This window comes from Streptomyces sp. SLBN-8D4, from assembly GCF_049739545.1.
Lineage (GTDB): Bacteria > Actinomycetota > Actinomycetes > Streptomycetales > Streptomycetaceae > Streptomyces > Streptomyces canus_C.
This window is the reverse complement of sequence record NZ_JBMGQC010000001.1, coordinates 3,222,105-3,238,304: the sequence shown is the minus strand read 5'-3', so window position 1 is coordinate 3,238,304 and position 16,200 is coordinate 3,222,105. Positions and strand designations below refer to the sequence as shown.

Sequence of the window (16,200 nt, the reverse complement as noted above, 5' to 3'; positions counted from 1 at the left end):
TGGGCACACGTTCTAGGTAAAGACCGCATCAAATAGTTTGTGATACGGTTCACGAGAACCCAGGGCAGAGCCAAAGGACCGTAGTGCGACGGTCCCTTGGCGTGAGGGTCACCCTCAGCCCGGGACTACGCTCGTCCATGACGACACACCCCCCCTTTTGAAAGCGGAGTTGCCGCCATGCCGTCCAACGACGTCCGGATCCTGGCTCAGGCCGCCGTGCCCACGGTCGCCGTCGGCGCGATCGCCGCCGTGGTCAGCGGTGTGGTCGTCGGTGGCAAGGGGGCGATCGGGTCAGCTGTCGCGACGGTGATCGTGATTCTCTTCATGGGTCTCGGTCTCTACATCCTGCAGCGCACTGCCAAATCGCTTCCGCATCTGTTCCAGGCGATGGGCCTGATGCTGTACGCGACGCAGATCCTGCTGCTTTTCGTCTTCATGGCCGCGTTCAAGAACACCACGCTCTTCCATCCCAAGGCCTTCGCGTTCACGCTGGTCGCCGGCACCCTCGCGTGGATCGCCGCGCAGACCCGTGCGCACATGAAGTCCAAGATCCTCTACGTCGAGCCCGATAAATCGGAGCACTCGTCGTGAGGGGTAGGGCCGGGATAAAGAGGTCTGAGATCTCCTGCTATCGTCCGGTGCCAACTGCGGCATCGCGGGCGCGGGCATCTGAGCTGACGCCTGCTCAATCGCGAGGCGAGATGCCCAACAGTCGCCCCCACATCCGTAACACCAGTCCCGTGCCGAACCGCGACTGTATGCCGCGCCGACACAACGAGGTTGCCGTACCCATGCGTCACGCTGAAGGAGCCCGCGGTGAGTGCTGACCCGACGCAGGTGCTCGCCTTCGAGACGGATTGCCACATCTTTGACGGCTGTGGCTTCCCCTCTCCCGGCCTGCACTCGTTCCTGTTCGAGCCCATCCTGGGCGACGGGGACAGCAACGTGTACTTCAACAAGACGATGCTCTTGGCGCTCCTCGGGTCGATCATCATCGTCGGGTTCTTCTGGGCCGCCTTCCGCAAGCCGCAGGTGGTTCCCGGCAAGCTCCAGATGGTGGCCGAGGCGGGCTACGACTTCATCCGCCGTGGAGTCGTCTACGAGACCATCGGCAAGAAGGAGGGCGAGAAGTACGTACCGCTCGTCGTCTCGCTCTTCTTCTTCGTCTGGATGATGAACCTCTGGTCCGTCGTTCCGATCGCCCAGTTCCCGGTCACGTCGATCATCTCGTACCCGCTGGTACTGGCCCTGATCGTCTACGTCCTGTGGGTGTCGCTGACCTTCAAGCGGCACGGCTTCGTCGGCTTCTTCAAGAACGTGACGGGCTACGACAAGTCGCTCGGCCCGGTGCTTCCGCTGGCGATGCTGATCGAGTTCTTCTCGAACATCCTGATCCGCCCGTTCACCCACGCCGTGCGACTCTTCGCCAACATGTTCGCCGGTCACACGCTGCTGCTGCTCTTCACGATCGCCAGCTGGTACCTGCTGAACGGCATCGGCATCGCCTACGCGGGTGTCTCGTTCATCATGACCGTGGTGATGACCGCCTTCGAGCTGTTCATCCAGGCCCTGCAGGCGTACGTGTTCGTCCTGCTGACCTGCACCTACATCCAGGGCGCCCTGGCCGAGCACCACTGAGCCACCCGCACCCGACCTCCACGAATCGTCCGGTGGCCAACCCCCACCGGTCCGTAAAGAAAAGGAAGAACTGGCATGTCCCAGACCCTTGCTGCTGTCGAAGGCTCCCTCGGCTCCATCGGTTACGGCCTCGCCGCGATCGGCCCCGGCGTCGGCGTCGGCATCATCTTCGGTAACGGCACCCAGGCCCTGGCCCGTCAGCCCGAGGCGGCCGGCCTGATCCGCGCCAACCAGATCCTCGGCTTCGCGTTCTGTGAGGCGCTGGCCCTGATCGGTCTGGTCATGCCGTTCGTCTACGGCTACTGATCGCTGATCGACGACCAGCCGACTAGACGAAAGGCATACACATGAGCCAGATGCTCACGATCGCGGCCGAGGAGATGGAAAATCCCCTCATCCCGCCGATCCCCGAGCTCGTCATCGGCCTGATCGCCTTCGTCATCGTCTTCGGCTTCCTCGCCAAGAAGCTCCTCCCGAACATCAACAAGGTTCTGGAAGAGCGCCGCGAGGCCATCGAGGGCGGTATCGAGAAGGCCGAGGCCGCGCAGACCGAGGCCCAGAGCGTCCTTGAGCAGTACAAGGCACAGCTCGCCGAGGCCCGCCACGAGGCCGCGCGCCTGCGCCAGGAGGCGCAGGAGCAGGGCGCCACGCTCATCGCCGAGATGCGCGCGGAAGGCCAGCGGCAGCGCGAGGAGATCGTCGCCGCCGGTCACGCGCAGATCGAGGCCGACCGCAAGGCCGCCGCGTCCGCGCTGCGCCAGGACGTCGGCAAGCTCGCCACCGAGCTGGCCGGCAAGCTCGTCGGCGAGTCCCTCGAGGACCACGCCCGGCAGTCCCGCGTGATCGACCGCTTCCTTGAGGACCTTGAGGAGAAGGCCGAGGCCGCGCGATGAACGGAGCGAGCCGCGAGGCCCTGGCAGCCGCACGCGAGCGTCTCGACGCGCTGACGGACAACACGTCCGTGGACGCCGGCTCGCTCGCCGACGAGCTGGCCGCCGTCACCGCGCTGCTCGACCGCGAGGTGTCGCTGCGTCGGGTCCTGACCGACCCGGCGCAGCCCGGCGAGGCCAAGGCGGAACTGGCCCGGCGCCTGATCGGCACGCAGGTCGGCGGCCCCGCCACCGACCTGGTGTCCGGCATGGTGCGCTCCCGCTGGTCGCGCTCGCGTGACCTGGTGGACGCGCTGGAGGAACTGGCGAACATCGCCGACCTGACCGCCGCGCAGCGGCGGGGCACGCTCGACAACGTCGAGGACGAGCTGTTCCGGTTCGGCCGGATCGTCGCCTCGAACACCGAGCTGCGCGCCGCGCTGACCGACCGCGCCGCAACGGCCCAGGCCAAGCGTGAGCTGCTCGCCAGCCTGCTCGGTGGCCGCGCCGATGCGACGACCGAGCGTTTGGTGACGCGCCTTGTGGCCGCGCCCCGGGGACGTAGCCTGGAGGCGGGCCTTGAGTCCCTGTCCAAGCTCGCCGCCGAGCGCCGGGACCGCATGGTGGCCGTCGTCACCTCGGCGGTTCCGCTGAGCGACCAGCAGAAGCAGCGTCTGGGCGGTGCCCTGGCGAAGCTCTACGGCCGCCCGATGCACCTCAACCTCGACGTGGACCCCGAGGTCCTCGGCGGGATCCGGGTGCAGGTCGGCGACGAGGTCATCAACGGCTCCGTCGCGGACCGCATCGAGGACGCCGGCCGCCGCCTGGCGGGCTAGCAGCAACTTCATAGCAGTACGTACTTACGACGGCCCTGGTTGGGCCGTACATGAAGAATCCTGGGGGTCGCCCCCAGACCCCCAAAGTGAAACTTCGGGCCCAACAAGGAGAGCAGGGAACCCAGATGGCGGAGCTCACGATCCGGCCGGAGGAGATCCGGGACGCGCTGGAGAACTTCGTCCAGTCGTACAAGCCGGACGCGGCCTCGCGCGAGGAGGTCGGTACGGTCACCCTTGCCGGCGACGGCATCGCGAAGGTCGAGGGTCTGCCCTCGGCCATGGCCAACGAACTGCTGAAGTTCGAGGACGGCACCCTCGGCCTCGCGCTCAACCTGGAAGAGCGCGAGATCGGTTGCGTCGTCCTCGGTGAGTTCAGCGGCATCGAGGAGGGTCAGCCGGTCACCCGTACCGGCGAGGTCCTCTCCGTGGCCGTCGGCGAGGGCTACCTCGGCCGCGTCGTCGACCCGCTCGGTGCCCCGATCGACGGCCTCGGCGAGATCGAGACCAGCGGTCGTCGCGCGCTTGAGCTGCAGGCTCCGGGCGTCATGGCCCGTAAGTCGGTGCACGAGCCGATGGAGACCGGCTACAAGGCCGTCGACGCGATGACCCCGATCGGCCGTGGCCAGCGTCAGCTGATCATCGGTGACCGTCAGACCGGCAAGACCGCCCTGGCCGTCGACACGATCATCAACCAGCGTGACAACTGGCGCTCCGGCGACCCGAAGAAGCAGGTCCGCTGCGTCTACGTCGCCATCGGCCAGAAGGGCTCGACCATCGCCTCCGTGCGTGGCGCCCTCGAAGAGGCCGGCGCGCTGGAGTACACGACCATCGTCGCCGCCCCGGCGTCCGACCCGGCCGGCTTCAAGTACCTGGCGCCGTACACCGGTTCGGCCATCGGCCAGCAGTGGATGTACGAGGGCAAGCACGTCCTCATCATCTTCGACGACCTCTCGAAGCAGGCCGACGCCTACCGCGCCGTGTCCCTGCTGCTGCGCCGCCCGCCGGGGCGCGAGGCCTACCCGGGTGACGTCTTCTACCTGCACTCCCGTCTGCTGGAGCGCTGCGCCAAGCTCTCCGACGAGATGGGCGCGGGCTCGATGACCGGTCTGCCGATCGTCGAGACCAAGGCCAACGACGTCTCGGCGTTCATCCCGACCAACGTCATCTCCATCACCGACGGCCAGTGCTTCCTGGAGTCGGACCTGTTCAACGCCGGTCAGCGCCCCGCGCTGAACGTCGGTATCTCCGTCTCCCGAGTCGGTGGTTCCGCGCAGCACAAGGCGATGAAGCAGGTCTCGGGTCGTCTCCGCGTGGACCTCGCCCAGTTCCGTGAGCTGGAGGCGTTCGCCGCCTTCGGTTCCGACCTGGACGCCGCGTCGAAGGCGCAGCTGGAGCGCGGCCAGCGCATGGTCGAGCTGCTGAAGCAGGCCCAGTACCAGCCGATGGCGACCGAGGACCAGGTCGTCTCCGTCTGGGCCGGCACCACCGGCAAGATGGACGACGTCCCGGTCAACGACATCCGCCGCTTCGAGAAGGAGCTCCTGGAGTACCTGCACCGCAAGGAGCAGGGCCTCATGACCTCCATCAAGGAGGGCGGCAAGATGTCGGACGACACCCTCACCGCTGTTGCCGACGCGATCGCCGACTTCAAGAAGCAGTTCGAGACCTCGGACGGCAAGCTTCTCGGCGAGGACGCCCCGGCCGCGGCCAAGTGACGTAAGGAAGGGACCTGACTCATGGGAGCCCAGCTCCGGGTCTACAAGCGTCGCATCCGATCCGTCACCGCGACCAAGAAGATCACCAAGGCGATGGAGATGATCGCCGCCTCGCGCGTCATCAAGGCGCAGCGCAAGGTGGCGGCCTCGGCGCCCTACGCGACCGAGCTCACCCGCGCGGTCACGGCGGTCGGTACCGGCTCGAACACCAGGCACCCGCTGACCACGAAGGCCGAGACGGTCACGCGGTCCGCGGTGCTGCTCCTGACGAGCGACCGCGGTCTCGCCGGCGCCTTCAACTCCAACGCCATCAAGCAGGCGGAGCGGCTCACCGAGCGGCTGGAGCGCGAGGGCCAGGAGGTCGACATCTACATCGTCGGCCGCCGCGGTGTCGCGCACTTCAACTTCCGTGAGCGCAAGATCGCGGAGTCGTGGAGCGGTTTCACCGACGAGCCCACGTACGCGGACGCCAAGAAGGTCGCGGCTCCGCTGATCGAGGCCATCGAGAAGGACACGGCCGAGGGCGGCGTGGACGAACTCCACATCGTCTTCACCGAGTTCGTCTCGATGATGACGCAGACGGCGCTCGACGACCGTCTGCTGCCGCTCAGCCTCGAAGAGGTGGCGCAGGAGGCCAAGCCGCAGGGCGAGATCCTCCCGCTCTACGACTTCGAGCCCTCGGCGGAGGACGTCCTCGACGCCCTGCTGCCGCGCTACGTGGAGAGCCGTATCTACAACGCGCTGCTCCAGTCGGCCGCCTCCAAGCACGCCGCCACGCGGCGCGCGATGAAGTCGGCCACCGACAACGCGGGAGAGCTCATCACCACGCTCTCCCGACTTGCCAACGCGGCCCGCCAGGCCGAAATCACCCAGGAAATCAGCGAGATCGTCGGTGGCTCCGCAGCCCTCGCCGACGCGTCCGCGGGGAGTGACAGGTAATGACGACGACAGTTGAGACGGCCGCTGCCACGGGCCGCGTCGCCCGGGTCATCGGCCCGGTCGTCGACGTGGAGTTCCCCGTCGACGCGATGCCGGAGATCTACAACGCTCTGCACGTCGAGGTGGCCGACCCGGCCCAGGACGGCGCGAAGAAGACGCTGACCCTGGAGGTCGCCCAGCACCTGGGTGACGGCCTGGTCCGCACCATCTCGATGCAGCCCACCGACGGTCTGGTCCGCCAGGCCACCGTCACCGACACCGGCACGGGCATCACCGTCCCGGTCGGCGACTTCACCAAGGGCAAGGTGTTCAACACCCTCGGTGAGGTGCTGAACGTCGACGAGACGTACGAGGGCGAGCGCTGGTCCATCCACCGCAAGGCCCCGAACTTCGACGAGCTCGAGTCGAAGACCGAGATGTTCGAGACCGGCGTCAAGGTCATCGACCTTCTCACCCCGTACGTCAAGGGTGGAAAGATCGGTCTGTTCGGTGGTGCCGGCGTCGGCAAGACGGTGCTCATCCAGGAGATGATCTACCGCGTCGCCAACAACCACGACGGTGTCTCCGTGTTCGCCGGTGTCGGTGAGCGCACCCGTGAGGGCAACGACCTCATCGAGGAGATGTCCGACTCGGGCGTCATCGACAAGACCGCGCTGGTCTTCGGCCAGATGGACGAGCCCCCGGGCACCCGTCTGCGCGTGGCCCTCGCCGGTCTGACCATGGCGGAGTACTTCCGCGATGTGCAGAAGCAGGACGTGCTGTTCTTCATCGACAACATCTTCCGCTTCACCCAGGCCGGTTCCGAGGTGTCGACCCTGCTCGGCCGTATGCCCTCCGCGGTGGGTTACCAGCCGAACCTGGCCGACGAGATGGGTCTCCTCCAGGAGCGCATCACCTCGACCCGTGGTCACTCGATCACCTCGATGCAGGCGATCTACGTCCCCGCGGACGACCTGACCGACCCGGCCCCGGCCACCACCTTCGCCCACCTCGACGCGACGACGGTGCTCTCCCGTCCGATCTCCGAGAAGGGCATCTACCCGGCCGTGGACCCGCTGGACTCCACGTCCCGGATCCTGGACCCGCGCTACATCACGGCGGACCACTACAACACCGCCATGCGTGTCAAGGGGATCCTCCAGAAGTACAAGGACCTCCAGGACATCATCGCGATCCTCGGCATCGACGAGCTCAGCGAGGAGGACAAGCTGGTCGTCCAGCGTGCCCGCCGCGTCGAGCGCTTCCTGTCCCAGAACACCCACGTCGCCAAGCAGTTCACCGGCGTGGACGGCTCGGACGTGCCGCTGGACGAGTCGATCACCGCGTTCAACGCGATCTGCGACGGTGAGTTCGACCACTTCCCGGAGCAGGCGTTCTTCATGTGCGGTGGCCTGGAGGACCTCAAGGCCAACGCCAAGGAGCTCGGCGTCTCCTGAACCCACTGAGTTCCATGTGAACCCTGTGATTCACGCTTGAGGGGGCGGGGTACGTCCCGCCCCCTCTTTCACGCCCACTAGACTTGTAACCAACACCCGGCCGAACCGCCGGGTGGTGACCCGAGGAGCCACCTTGGCTGCTGAGCTGCACGTCGCGCTGGTCGCGGCCGACCGAGAGGTCTGGTCCGGCGAGGCCACCCTGGTCGTCGCGCGCACCACGTCCGGCGACATCGGCGTCATGCCCGGTCACCAGCCGCTGCTCGGTGTGCTGGAGTCGGGCCCGGTGACCATCCGTACGAGCGATGGCGGGACGGTCGTCGCCGCGGTGCACGGCGGTTTCATCTCGTTCGCCGACAACAAGCTGTCGCTGCTGGCCGAGATCGCCGAGCTGTCGGACGAGATCGACGTCCAGCGCGCGGAGCGGGAGCTGGAGCGCGCGAAGGCGGAGGGCGACGCCGCCGCCGAGCGTCGCGCGGACGTACGACTGCGCGCGGCGACTGCGCGCTGAACCAGCGCGGAGCCGTATGACGTCACTCAGCCGCGGCCGGCACCGGAGCGATCCGGAGCCGGTCGCGGCTGAGGCAGATCTGGATGTTTTTTCCGTTCCGTTACCTATTGAAGGTACCTAGGAGACGAGGAGGTCGGTGTCGATGGTCCTCGCTCTGACTGTGTGCGGAATCGTCGTGGCCCTGGTGGTGCTGGGGCTGTTCGTCTTCGGTCTGCGGCGCAGACTCATCCAGCGCTCCGGCGGCACCTTCGACTGTTCCCTGCGCTGGGACGTCCCGGAGAAGACCGACCCCAGCGGCAAGGGCTGGAGCTACGGCGTCGCCCGCTACAACGGCGACCGCGTCGAGTGGTATCGCGTCTTCTCGTACGCCTATCGACCGCGCCGCGTCCTGGAGCGGGCCGCGATCGAGGTCGCGGGCCGTCGTCTTCCCGACGGGGAGGAGGAGATGGCCCTGCTCTCCGACGCCGTGATCCTGACCTGTCTGCACCGGGGCACGCGTCTCGAACTCGCGATGAGCGAGGACGCGCTGACCGGGTTCCTGGCGTGGCTGGAGGCAGCTCCCCCCGGTCAGCGTGTCAACGTGGCCTGAGCCGAAGGTCACGGTGACGCCGGCGGGCCAGACGGTCAGAAGTGCCGCGATCGTCGTCCCGGTGAACATCCCCACGTAGGCCGTCCCGGGCCTGGCCGACGGGCTGCCGGCGTTTCGCCTGCTGCTGGATCTGCGTGTCATTCGTCCCCCCGAATGAGTCATTCCGCTTACGGTCGAGATATCGATTGTTCCCGGTCGTCAGCTGTCTTTCGGCCGCTGATGGTCCCTCGACGAGGGCCGAACGGCCCTGGGGGGAGTACGCCGAAGGCGCGCGGCACCCGCCGCGCGCCCCCAGTGGATCGTGGGTCAGCTCAGTCCGCTGTTGATGGCGCTCACCAGCTCACCGCCCGCGGTGTCGCCGCTGAACTCCCAGAAGAACGCGCCGCCCAGGCCCTGGTTCTTGGCCCAGGTCATCTTCCCGGCGATCGTCGCGGGGGTGTCGTAGGACCACCAGTTGTTGCCGCAGTAGGCGTAGGCCGTGCCCGCGATGGTGCCGGTGGCCGGGCAGGACGTCTTGAGGACCTTGTAGTCCTCGATGCCCTGCTCGTAGGTGCCGGGCGCCGGTCCGGTGGCCGTGCCGCCGGGTGCCGCCTGGGTGACGCCGGTCCAGCCGCGGCCGTAGAAGCCGATGCCGATGAGCAGCTTGCTCGCGGCCACGCCCTTCGATTTGAACTTGGCGATCGCGTCGGCGGTGGTGAACCCGGCCTGCGGGATGCCGTTGTAGGTGGTGAGCGGGGAGTGCGGGGCGGTCGGGCCGTCCGCGTCGAACGCGCCGAAGAAGTCGTACGTCATCACGTTGTACCAGTCGACGTACTGCGCGGCGCCCGCGTAGTCGGCGGCGTCGATCTTGCCGCCGGAGGTGCCGTCGGCCGTGGTGGCCGCGGTGACCAGGTTGCCGGTGCCGAACTTGGCGCGCAGGGCCTGCATCAGGTTCTTGTAGGCCGCCGCCCCGCTGGTGTCGCAGGACAGCCCGCAGGCGTTCGGGTACTCCCAGTCGATGTCGATGCCGTCGAAGACGTCGGCCCAGCGCGGGTCCTCGACCAGGTTGTAGCAGGACTGCGCGAACGCGGCCGGGTTGGCCGCGGCCTGGGCGAAGCCACCGGACCAGGTCCAGCCGCCGAAGGACCACAGGACCTTGATGTTCGGGTACTTGGCCTTCAGCTGGCGCAACTGGTTGAAGTTGCCGCGCAGCGGCTGGTCCCAGGTGTCGGCGACGCCGCTGACCGACTGGTCGGCGGTGAAGGCCTTGTCGTAGTCGGCGTAGGAGTCGCCGATGGCGCACTGGCCGTTGGTGACGTTGCCGAAGGCGTAGTTGATATGTGTGATCTTGGCGGCCGAGCCCGACGTCACCAGGTTCTTGACGTTGTAGTTGCGGCCGTAGATGCCCCACTCGGTGAAGTAGCCGAGCTTGACCTTGTCACCGGTGGTGGGCGGCGGGTCGGTGGTGCCGCCGGTGGTGTGCACCGCGACCGCCCCGCTGGCCGGACCCGTCTGGTCGGCGGTGTCGCGGGCCTGCACGGTGTAGGAGTAGTCGGTGCCGGCGGTCAGGCCGGTGTCCGTGTACGACGTCGTCGTCACGGTCGCCACCTTGGCACCGTCGCGCAGCACGTCGTAGTTCTTGACGCCCTTGTCGTCGGTGGCGGCGCTCCAGGCCAGCTTCACCGAGGTGTTGGTGATGCCGGAGGCGGTGGGCGTGCCGGGGGCGGACGGGGCCGCGTCACCCGGGGTGGACCCGCCGTCACAACTGCCGCCGTTCAGCTTGCAGTTGGCGGGGGAGCCGCTGCCGGCGCCGTTGAAGCCGAAGGAGACGGAGGCGCCGGGGGCGAGGGTGCCGTTCCAGGACTTGTTCTTGGCGGTCCAGTGGGTGCCGGCGGAGGTGACGTCGGCGTCCCAGGCGGAGGTGACGGACGTGCCGGAGGGGAAGTCCCACTCGACGGTCCAGGAACTGAGGCTGGTGGTACCGGTGTTCTTCACCGTCCACTTGCCTTCGAAGCCGGTGCCCCAGTCCTGGGTCTTGGTGTAGGTGGCGGTGGCGGTGCTCGCGGCCTGGGCTGGGCTCGCGAGGCCGACCAGGCCGGCGAAGGGGAGCAACAGCGTCGCGAACCCTGCCGCGGCTCTGTGTCTGAAGCGCATCGTGCGCCTCCTAGGGGAGTTGGGGGCGTGACTGAGCCTTCACACCCACGGTGCCGCGAGAATAGAAAGGTCTGGACCACAGGTCAATAGGTCTGGACCACTCTGGGCAAGTCGCAGCTAGACGCCCAACTCCTGTGCCAGTACGGCCGCTTGCACCCGGCTGCGCAGCTCCAGCTTCCCCAGCAGACGGCTGACGTGCGTCTTCGCCGTGGCCTCGGCCATGTCCAGGCGCTCGGCGATGTCGGCGTTGGACAGGCCCTCCCCGAGGCAGGAGAGCACCTCGCGTTCCCGGCGGGTGAGGGTGCCGAGGACGGCCGGATCGAGGCTCGTCCCGCGGACAGGCCTGGCGGCGAACTCGGCGATCAGACGCCGGGTGACGGCCGGGGCGACGATTCCCTCGCCCCGCGCCACCGTGCGCACGGCCGTGATGAGGTCCTTCGCCTCCGTGTTCTTCAGCAGGAAACCGGAGGCACCGGCCCGCAGGGCCCCGAACACGTACTCGTCGAGATCGAAGGTGGTCAGCACGAGGACGTCCGCGAGCCCTTCCGCCACGACCTGCCGGGTCGCCGACACCCCGTCCAGCCGTGGCATCTGGACGTCCATCAGCACCAGATCCGGTCTCAGCTCCCGGGCCAGCGCCACCGCCTGTACACCGTCCGCCGCCTCGCCGACCACATCGATGCCGGGAGCGCTGCGCAGGATGAGGACGAGCCCGGCGCGGACGGCGGACTGGTCCTCGGCGACGAGGACACGGATCATTCGGGGACTCCTTCATCCAGGGGCAGGGTGGCGCGTACGGTCCAGTGCGCCCCGTCGGGACCGGCGTCGAACGCGCCGCCGAGCAGCGCGGCCCGCTCCCGCATCCCGACCAGACCGGCTCCCGAACCGGGAGCGCGCGGTCCGTCCCGGTCGCCGTACGGGCTGCTCACCTCGACCGTCAGATCGCCGTCCCGCTCGGCGAGGGACACCGTGACCCGGCCCGGACAGGCGTGCTTGAGGGCGTTGGTCAGCGACTCCTGGACGATGCGGTAGGCGGCGAGTTCGACCGGAGCGGGCACGGAGGTGTGGTGGCAGGCGTCCAGGGTGACGTCCAGGCCGTTGGCGCGGGCTCCGTCGACGAGGGCGGTGAGGCCGTCGAGGGTGGGGACGGCGGAGGGTTCGTGGTCGCCGTCGCGCAGGATGCCGATCAGCCGGCGCATCTCGGCGAGCCCGTCGACGCTGTTCTCCCGGATCACCGCAAGGGCCTCGCGGGAGGTCTCGGGATCGTCGATGGACAGCGCGGCCGTGGAGTGGATGGCGATCGCCGACAGGTGGTTGGCCACCATGTCGTGCAACTCCCGTGCCATTCGGGCACGTTCGGCGGTGACGGCCTGGGCGCGGTCCATCTCGGCGAGCAGCGCGGTCTGTTCGGCGCGCAGCCGGGCGGCCTCGGCGGCGTCCCGGTGGTTGCGCACGATCCACCCGGTGGCGGCGGGCCCGTACGCCACGACCCCGACGACCACGCCGATCAGCAGCGCCTCCGGCACCCGCCACACCGCGAACGGCACCAGCGTCCCGGCCACGGTCAGCAGCCCGGTGATCCACTGGATGCGGCGGGCCGAGGCGAGCGGGCCGTACAGCACGGCCGCGTAGACGACGTCGGTGAACATCAGGATCGTGGCGAGGTTGCCCTGGGTCACGACGTCGGCGCAGATCGCGGCGGTGCCGGTGAGCAGGGCCGCGCGAGGGGCCGTGCGGCGCAGCAGTTCGCACCCGGCCAGCACGGTGAGCGGCAGGAGGACCGGCCAGGGTCCGTCGAAGAGCGTGATGGGGTCGCTGGACGGCCGGGTGCCCAGGCCGATGCCCACCAGCAGCAGCCCGCCGAGCAGCCCGCCGGCCGCGATGTACACGTCGAAGCGGTGCGGGCGGGGGAGGACCATGGCCCCATCCAACACGCTCGCCGGGCACGGCGCCTGATGCCCGGGAACGGTCCTGGACTGCATCTTTCGATGTACGGCGGTCTCGTCACCGCCGACGACGAAAGGGGCCGCGCACGTCGGCAGCCTGGGAGGGAGACGAAGGGAGCCCTCGTGATCGTCGGACTGATCGTCGCCTGTGAGGTGGCCTTCTGGGTGCTGCTGGCAGCCGGACTTACCTTCCGCTACGGGCTGCGCATGCCGCGGGTCGGACTGGCCCTGCTGCTGTGCGAGCCGCTGCTGGAGCTCGTGCTGTTCACGGTCACCGCGATCGACCTCAGGAACGGTGCCGAGCCCGACTGGAAGCACGGTCTGGCAGCCGTCTACATCGGTTTCACCGTGGGCCTCGGGCACTCGACGATCAAGTGGGCGGACGCCCGGGTCGCCCACCGGTTCGCGGGTGGCCCGCCGCCGGTGAAGCCGCCGAGGTACGGCACGGCCCGCGCCGTCCACGAGTGGAAGGTCGCGGGCCGCTGGATCCTCGCCGCGGTGGTCGCCGTGGTGCTGCTCCAGGCCGCGGTCTGGTACGTCGGCGACGGCCGGACCGACTCGCTGCGCGCCTGGCAGCAGCGCATGCTCTGGCTGATCGGCATCAACCTGGTCATCGCCGGCAGCTACACGCTGTTCCCGAAGCGCGAGCGCTGACGCTGCCCGCCCGGCACCCGGAGCACGTCCCCACATCCGGCCGGGAAGGCGTATTCGCTAGCGTTCGCCGCCGGGCACCCACAGGACGTCCCCGACATCCTTGTTGGCCGTCCGCGCCAGGATGAAGAGCAGGTCCGACAGCCGGTTCAGATAGGTCGCGGTGAGCGGGTTCATGTGCTCACCGTGGACCTCCAGGGCCGCCCAGGTCGAGCGCTCGGCCCGGCGTACGACCGTGCAGGCCTGGTGGAGCAGGGCCGCGCCCGGGGTGCCGCCCGGGAGGATGAAGGAGCGGAGCTTCTCCAGCCGCTCGTTGAAGCGGTCGCAGTCCGCCTCCAGCTTGTCGACGTAGAACTGCTCGACGCGCAGGGGCGGGAACTCGGGGTTCTCGACCACGGGCGTGGACAGGTCGGCTCCGACGTCGAACAGGTCGTTCTGCACCCGGGTGAGGACCTTGACGACCTCCTCGTCGAGCCCGCCCAGCGCGATCGCGCTGCCGATCACCGCGTTCGCCTCGTTGGCGTCCGCGTACGCGGAGATCCGCAGATCGGTCTTGGCGACCCGGCTCATGTCGCCGAGGGCGGTGGTGCCCTGGTCGCCGGTCCTGGTGTAGATGCGCGTCAGATTGACCATGAGGCCAGGGTAATTACGCCCCGGACGTCCGGAAGACCCGTGTGCCCACTGTCACGGCCACCACCGTCAGGGCGACGGCGACCAGGACGCCGTACAGCATGTGATCCGTCGTGTACGAGCCGACGTAGGCGTCCCGCATCGCGTCCACCAGATAGCGGAACGGCATGAAGTGCGACAGGACATCCAGCCAGGCCGGGCCCAGGGTCATCGGGAGCATCAGGCCGGACAGCAGCATCGACGGCATCGACACCGCGTTGACCAGCGGGCCGAACTCCTGGGGCGTACGGACCTTCATCGCCAGCGCGTACGACAGCGAGGCCAGCGAGACGGTCAGCAGGGCGACGAACGCGAAGCCGATCAGGATCCCGGCCAGCGGTGCCCGCAGCCCCATCGCGACCGCGACGAGCACCAGCAGCACCGCCTGGAAGACGAACACCGTCGCCTCCCGCAGCACCCTGCCAAGCAGCAGGGCGAGCCGGCTGACGGGCGTGACCCGCATCCGCTCCGTCACCCCCTGCCCCTTCTCCAGGATGATCATGAAGCCGGCGAACAGCGCCCCGAACAGCCCCAGTTGGAGCAGCAGCCCCGGCACCAGGACCTGCCAGGAACTGCCGCGCCCACCCAGCGGGAGACCGGTGAGCAGCGGACCGAAGAAGACCAGGTACAGCAAGGGCATCAGGACGCCGAACAGCAGCGCGAAGCGGGAGCGCAGGGACTGGCGCAGATAGCGGCCGTAGATGATCGCGGTGTCGTGCAGAAGCATGGCTTTCCTTATACGGCTACGGGGGCGGCGTCGGCCGGGAGGGGACCCCGGCCGGTGATCGCGAGGAACGTGTCCTGGAGCGAGGCGTCGATCGAGCCGCCGTACTCCAGTTTCAGGGCGCTCGGTGTGCCCTCGGCCACGACCACGCCCTGGTCGACGATCACGAGGCGGTCGGCGAGGGCGTCGGCCTCGTCGAGGTAGTGAGTGGTCAGGAAGACGGTCGTGCCGTGCGCGTCGCGCAGCCCGCGGACCAGGTCCCACAGGTCGGCGCGGCTCGCGGGGTCCAGCCCGGTCGTCGGCTCGTCGAGGAACAGCACCTTCGGGCGGTGTGTGAGCGCCATCGCGATGTCGAGGCGGCGGCGCTGGCCACCGGAGAGGGTGCCGCACCTGCGGTCGAGCAGGTCGGTGAGATCCAGGTCGGCGGCCAACTCGGCCGCACGCGCTACCGCTTGAGCTTTCGGCAGGCGGTACAGGCGGCCCTGGGTGACCAGTTCCTCCCGTACGGAGATCTGCGGGTCCACCCCGCCGGACTGGGCCACGTACCCGCACACCCGGCGCACCCCGGCGGCGTCGGTCGCGAGGTCGTGGCCGGCCACGGTGGCCGCGCCGCCGGTGGGTTCGAGCAAGGTCATGAGCATCCGGAGCGTGGTGGTCTTCCCGGCTCCGTTCGGGCCGAGGAAGCCGAGGATCTCGCCCTCGCGGACGGTCAGATCGATGCCGCGCACGGCTTCCACGGGACCACGCCGGGTCTGGAAGGTACGGGCGAGCGAGGCCGTACTGATGATGGGCATGGGCCAAGAAAAACAGAGTCTCTTAAACTTTGCAATGGCTCCAAAATTTCAGACGGCCCACGAAGCTAGCATTCGACCCATGGCAGAGGGGCTCAGGGAGCGGAAGAAGCGCGAGACCAGGCAGCGGATCTCGGACATCGCCACGGGGCTGTTCCTGGAGCACGGCTTCGTCACGGTGACGATCGCCGAGGTGGCGGACGCCGCCGACGTGTCCGTGAACACCGTCTACAACTACTTCCCGACCAAGGAGGACCTCTTCCTCGACCGCAGCAAGGGCGTCGTCGACCGCCTCTCGCGCTGGGTGCGCGGGCGGGACGTGGGCGAGTCGGCGGCGGCGGCCGTACTGAGGGAGCTGCGCGACGAGGTCGAGGCGGTCTCGCCCCGGGTCGGCCTGATGCCGGGCTATGACCGTTTCATGCGGGTCATCCACGACGCACCCCCGCTCCGCTCCCGGCTGTGGAGCATCCAGCAGGAGGTCCAGGAGAACCTGGAGACGACCCTCCGGGAGGAGACCGGCGCGGAGCCCGGCGATCCGCTGCCCGCCCTGATCGCAGGTCAGATCAACTGGATCCACCAGACGGTCATGGGCAGCATCGGGCGCGAGATGGTCGCGGGGCGCGAACCGGACGAAGTATCACGAGAGACACTCGCGCTTCTCGACGACATGGAGGAGTTGTTGAGCGATAAGGTGCTCAACTACGCCGTACGAGACCACTCGTGACAGCTACCGGTGTGATGTCCGTCAGATGAGAC

At 68.4% G+C, this 16,200-nt stretch carries 18 protein-coding genes; 12 read left to right on the top strand and 6 right to left on the bottom strand.

The genetic code is table 11. From position 1 onward, the window contains the following. The first annotated feature begins 177 nt into the window (after positions 1 to 177). From RKD20_RS14150 to RKD20_RS14105, 10 genes are all read left to right on the top strand, one after another. Positions 178 to 591 carry a hypothetical protein gene (locus RKD20_RS14150; RefSeq protein ID WP_424878042.1) on the top strand — a complete coding sequence of 138 codons (414 nt, stop codon included), beginning with the start codon at positions 178 to 180 and terminating at the stop codon, positions 589 to 591. Between the two features lie 225 nt (positions 592 to 816). Continuing rightward, positions 817 to 1,638, top strand: a complete 822-nt coding sequence (gene atpB / locus RKD20_RS14145) for a F0F1 ATP synthase subunit A (RefSeq protein WP_424878041.1) — start codon at positions 817 to 819, stop codon at positions 1,636 to 1,638. 75 nt (positions 1,639 to 1,713) lie between these two features. Then, the gene (atpE, locus tag RKD20_RS14140) at positions 1,714 to 1,944 is read left to right on the top strand and encodes an ATP synthase F0 subunit C (protein WP_009321656.1); all 231 of its coding nucleotides are present in this window, start codon (positions 1,714 to 1,716) and stop codon (positions 1,942 to 1,944) included. A 41-nt stretch (positions 1,945 to 1,985) separates the two neighbouring features. After that, complete coding sequence (locus RKD20_RS14135; protein WP_424878040.1) at positions 1,986 to 2,531, top strand: F0F1 ATP synthase subunit B; 546 nt, start codon at positions 1,986 to 1,988, stop codon at positions 2,529 to 2,531. Further along, complete coding sequence (locus RKD20_RS14130; RefSeq protein WP_424878039.1) at positions 2,528 to 3,343, top strand: F0F1 ATP synthase subunit delta; 816 nt, start codon at positions 2,528 to 2,530, stop codon at positions 3,341 to 3,343. The genes RKD20_RS14135 and RKD20_RS14130 overlap by 4 nt, the downstream gene beginning before the upstream one ends. A gap of 125 nt (positions 3,344 to 3,468) precedes the next feature. Continuing rightward, complete coding sequence (gene atpA, locus RKD20_RS14125; RefSeq protein ID WP_020122769.1) at positions 3,469 to 5,058, top strand: F0F1 ATP synthase subunit alpha; 1,590 nt, start codon at positions 3,469 to 3,471, stop codon at positions 5,056 to 5,058. Between the two features lie 21 nt (positions 5,059 to 5,079). Then, positions 5,080 to 5,997: a F0F1 ATP synthase subunit gamma gene (locus RKD20_RS14120; RefSeq protein ID WP_007384725.1), complete on the top strand. Its 918-nt coding sequence runs from the start codon at positions 5,080 to 5,082 to the stop codon at positions 5,995 to 5,997. Continuing rightward, positions 5,997 to 7,433, top strand: coding sequence for a F0F1 ATP synthase subunit beta (atpD, locus tag RKD20_RS14115; protein ID WP_020122768.1), 1,437 nt, complete (start codon positions 5,997 to 5,999; stop codon positions 7,431 to 7,433). The genes RKD20_RS14120 and atpD overlap by 1 nt, the downstream gene beginning before the upstream one ends. A gap of 133 nt (positions 7,434 to 7,566) precedes the next feature. Then, the gene (locus tag RKD20_RS14110) at positions 7,567 to 7,941 is read left to right on the top strand and encodes a F0F1 ATP synthase subunit epsilon (RefSeq protein WP_007384727.1); all 375 of its coding nucleotides are present in this window, start codon (positions 7,567 to 7,569) and stop codon (positions 7,939 to 7,941) included. Positions 7,942 to 8,083: 142 nt separating this feature from the next. Continuing rightward, positions 8,084 to 8,530, top strand: a complete 447-nt coding sequence (locus RKD20_RS14105) for a DUF2550 domain-containing protein (protein ID WP_020122767.1) — start codon at positions 8,084 to 8,086, stop codon at positions 8,528 to 8,530. 306 nt (positions 8,531 to 8,836) lie between these two features. Here the strand turns inward: RKD20_RS14105 and RKD20_RS14100 are convergent, their stop codons facing one another. From RKD20_RS14100 to RKD20_RS14090, 3 genes are all read right to left on the bottom strand, one after another. Further along, entirely contained in the window at positions 8,837 to 10,663 is a 1,827-nt protein-coding gene (locus RKD20_RS14100; RefSeq protein ID WP_424878038.1) for a glycosyl hydrolase family 18 protein, read from the bottom strand. Between the two features lie 117 nt (positions 10,664 to 10,780). Continuing rightward, positions 10,781 to 11,422 carry a response regulator gene (locus tag RKD20_RS14095; RefSeq protein WP_424878037.1) on the bottom strand — a complete coding sequence of 214 codons (642 nt, stop codon included), beginning with the start codon at positions 11,420 to 11,422 and terminating at the stop codon, positions 10,781 to 10,783. Further along, a complete protein-coding gene (locus RKD20_RS14090; protein WP_424878036.1) occupies positions 11,419 to 12,582 on the bottom strand; it encodes a sensor histidine kinase in 1,164 nt (387 codons plus the stop codon). The genes RKD20_RS14095 and RKD20_RS14090 overlap by 4 nt, the downstream gene beginning before the upstream one ends. A gap of 150 nt (positions 12,583 to 12,732) precedes the next feature. On the opposite strand from RKD20_RS14090, the gene RKD20_RS14085 reads away from it, so the two are divergent. After that, on the top strand, positions 12,733 to 13,263 hold the full coding sequence (locus RKD20_RS14085; protein ID WP_424878035.1) for a hypothetical protein: 531 nt from the start codon (positions 12,733 to 12,735) through the stop codon (positions 13,261 to 13,263). A 57-nt stretch (positions 13,264 to 13,320) separates the two neighbouring features. On the opposite strand, the gene RKD20_RS14080 is transcribed toward RKD20_RS14085, so the two are convergent. The 3 genes from RKD20_RS14080 to RKD20_RS14070 are packed head-to-tail and all read right to left on the bottom strand — an operon-like array spanning position 13,321 to position 15,447. Next, the gene (locus RKD20_RS14080) at positions 13,321 to 13,893 is read right to left on the bottom strand and encodes a cob(I)yrinic acid a,c-diamide adenosyltransferase (RefSeq protein ID WP_424878034.1); all 573 of its coding nucleotides are present in this window, start codon (positions 13,891 to 13,893) and stop codon (positions 13,321 to 13,323) included. 13 nt (positions 13,894 to 13,906) lie between these two features. After that, positions 13,907 to 14,656 (bottom strand): ABC transporter permease, encoded by a 750-nt coding sequence (locus RKD20_RS14075; RefSeq protein WP_424878033.1) that lies wholly within the window; start codon positions 14,654 to 14,656, stop codon positions 13,907 to 13,909. A gap of 8 nt (positions 14,657 to 14,664) precedes the next feature. Continuing rightward, on the bottom strand, positions 14,665 to 15,447 hold the full coding sequence (locus tag RKD20_RS14070) for an ABC transporter ATP-binding protein (RefSeq protein ID WP_424878032.1): 783 nt from the start codon (positions 15,445 to 15,447) through the stop codon (positions 14,665 to 14,667). A gap of 79 nt (positions 15,448 to 15,526) precedes the next feature. Between RKD20_RS14070 and RKD20_RS14065 the strand changes: the two genes are divergently transcribed. After that, on the top strand, positions 15,527 to 16,168 hold the full coding sequence (locus RKD20_RS14065; RefSeq protein ID WP_424878031.1) for a TetR/AcrR family transcriptional regulator: 642 nt from the start codon (positions 15,527 to 15,529) through the stop codon (positions 16,166 to 16,168). The last annotated feature ends 32 nt before the right edge of the window (positions 16,169 to 16,200 follow it).

Excerpts from the sequence above, each read along its gene's own strand:
- RKD20_RS14150 (WP_424878042.1), top strand. The coding sequence starts at position 178 with ATGCCGTCCAACGACGTCCGGATCCTGGCTCAGGCCGCCGTGCCCACG.
- atpE (WP_009321656.1), top strand. The coding sequence starts at position 1,714 with ATGTCCCAGACCCTTGCTGCTGTCGAAGGCTCCCTCGGCTCCATCGGT.
- RKD20_RS14135 (WP_424878040.1), top strand. The coding sequence starts at position 1,986 with ATGAGCCAGATGCTCACGATCGCGGCCGAGGAGATGGAAAATCCCCTC.
- RKD20_RS14130 (WP_424878039.1), top strand. The coding sequence starts at position 2,528 with ATGAACGGAGCGAGCCGCGAGGCCCTGGCAGCCGCACGCGAGCGTCTC.
- atpA (WP_020122769.1), top strand. The coding sequence starts at position 3,469 with ATGGCGGAGCTCACGATCCGGCCGGAGGAGATCCGGGACGCGCTGGAG.
- RKD20_RS14120 (WP_007384725.1), top strand. The coding sequence starts at position 5,080 with ATGGGAGCCCAGCTCCGGGTCTACAAGCGTCGCATCCGATCCGTCACC.
- atpD (WP_020122768.1), top strand. The coding sequence starts at position 5,997 with ATGACGACGACAGTTGAGACGGCCGCTGCCACGGGCCGCGTCGCCCGG.
- RKD20_RS14105 (WP_020122767.1), top strand. The coding sequence starts at position 8,084 with ATGGTCCTCGCTCTGACTGTGTGCGGAATCGTCGTGGCCCTGGTGGTG.
- RKD20_RS14100 (WP_424878038.1), bottom strand. The coding sequence starts at position 10,663 with ATGCGCTTCAGACACAGAGCCGCGGCAGGGTTCGCGACGCTGTTGCTC.
- RKD20_RS14095 (WP_424878037.1), bottom strand. The coding sequence starts at position 11,422 with ATGATCCGTGTCCTCGTCGCCGAGGACCAGTCCGCCGTCCGCGCCGGG.
- RKD20_RS14090 (WP_424878036.1), bottom strand. The coding sequence starts at position 12,582 with ATGGTCCTCCCCCGCCCGCACCGCTTCGACGTGTACATCGCGGCCGGC.
- RKD20_RS14080 (WP_424878034.1), bottom strand. The coding sequence starts at position 13,893 with ATGGTCAATCTGACGCGCATCTACACCAGGACCGGCGACCAGGGCACC.
- RKD20_RS14075 (WP_424878033.1), bottom strand. The coding sequence starts at position 14,656 with ATGCTTCTGCACGACACCGCGATCATCTACGGCCGCTATCTGCGCCAG.
- RKD20_RS14070 (WP_424878032.1), bottom strand. The coding sequence starts at position 15,447 with ATGCCCATCATCAGTACGGCCTCGCTCGCCCGTACCTTCCAGACCCGG.
- RKD20_RS14065 (WP_424878031.1), top strand. The coding sequence starts at position 15,527 with ATGGCAGAGGGGCTCAGGGAGCGGAAGAAGCGCGAGACCAGGCAGCGG.